Genomic DNA, 1,469 nt, shown 5'->3' with positions numbered 1-1,469 from the left:
CTGCCGGATTGTTCGAACATGTGCCACGAATCCTCGGGTAGTGCGTTGGTGGAGACGATCGGGATCGGGAAGGGGTCGGTGTCGGTCCCCGATATCGAGAACGCCGATCTGATCCTGATCGCCGGCCAGAATCCGGGCACGAATCATCCGCGGATGCTCTCGACGTTGGAGAAGGCGAAGGGCAACGGGGCGAAGGTCATAGCGATCAACCCGCTCCCGGAGGCCGGGTTGTTGCGGTTCAAGGACCCGCAGAAGGTGCACGGCGTGGTCGGTGACGGCGTGCAGATCGCGGACGAGTTCCTGCAGATCCGGATCGGCGGCGACCAGGCCCTGTTCCAGGGGCTGGGCCGGTTGCTGCTCGAGGCCGAGGACGCAGCCCCCGGGACGGTCCTGGACCGGGAGTTCATCGACCGGCACACCGCCGGATTCGAGGAGTGCGCGGCGCACCTGCGGCAGGTCGATCTGGGCACGGTGGTCGCGGCCACCGGGTTGACGCTCGAGCAGATCCGGGCCACCGCGGACGCGTTGATCGGATCGAAGAAGACCATCATCTGCTGGGCGATGGGATTGACGCAGCAGACCCACGGGGTGGCGACCATCCAGGACGCGGTGAACCTGCTGCTGCTGCAGGGGATGATCGGCAAACCGGGGGCCGGGGTGTGCCCGGTGCGCGGGCACTCCAACGTCCAAGGTGACCGGACGATGGGCATCTGGGAGAAGATGCCCGAACCCTTCCTGGCCGCGTTGGATGCGGAGTTCGGTATCCGGTCGCCGCGCAAGCACGGATTCGACGCGGTCGATTCGATCAGGGCGATGCGCGACGGGAAGGCGTCGGTGTTCATCGGGATGGGAGGCAACTTCGTCTCCGCGACCCCGGACACCGAGACCACCGAGGCGGCGCTGCGCCGGTGCGCGCTGACGGTGCAGGTGTCGACGAAACTGAACCGCTCCCACCTCGTCACGGGGCAGGCCGCGCTGATCCTGCCCTCGCTCGGGCGCACGGACAAGGATCTCCAGCACGGCAAGAAGCAGCAGGTCAGCGTCGAGGATTCGATGTCGATGGTGCACCTGTCCCGCGGCAGCCTCACCCCGGCGAGCGATCAGTTGCGCAGTGAGGTCGCGATCGTCTGCGGGATCGCGCAGGCGTTGTTCGGGCCGGAGCATTCGGTGCCGTGGGCGGAGTTCACCGCCGACTACGACCGGATCCGCGATTCCATTGCCCGGGTGATTCCGGGGTTCGAGGACTTCAACCGGAAGGTGCGCGGGCCGGACGGGTTCGCGTTGCCGCACCCCCCGCGGGACGAGCGCCGGTTCGTGACGCACACGGGGAAGGCCAATTTCACCGTCAGCGAGTTGTCCTGGGTGCCGGTGCCGGACGGGAAGCTGATCCTGCAGACCATGCGGTCGCACGATCAGTACAACACCACCATCTACGGTCTCGACGACCGCTACCGCGGCGTCAAGGGCGG

At 67.1% G+C, this 1,469-nt stretch carries 1 protein-coding gene; it reads left to right on the top strand.

The window, feature by feature from the left end:
* The coding region (locus P3H15_RS53925) for an FdhF/YdeP family oxidoreductase (RefSeq protein ID WP_276144810.1) at positions 1-1,469 on the top strand (1,469 nt) is incomplete at both ends.

This window comes from Rhodococcus sp. T2V (genome assembly GCF_029269925.1).
In the GTDB taxonomy this organism is placed as follows: domain Bacteria; phylum Actinomycetota; class Actinomycetes; order Mycobacteriales; family Mycobacteriaceae; genus Rhodococcus_F; species Rhodococcus_F koreensis.
This window is presented reverse-complemented; position numbering and strand designations above follow the sequence as displayed.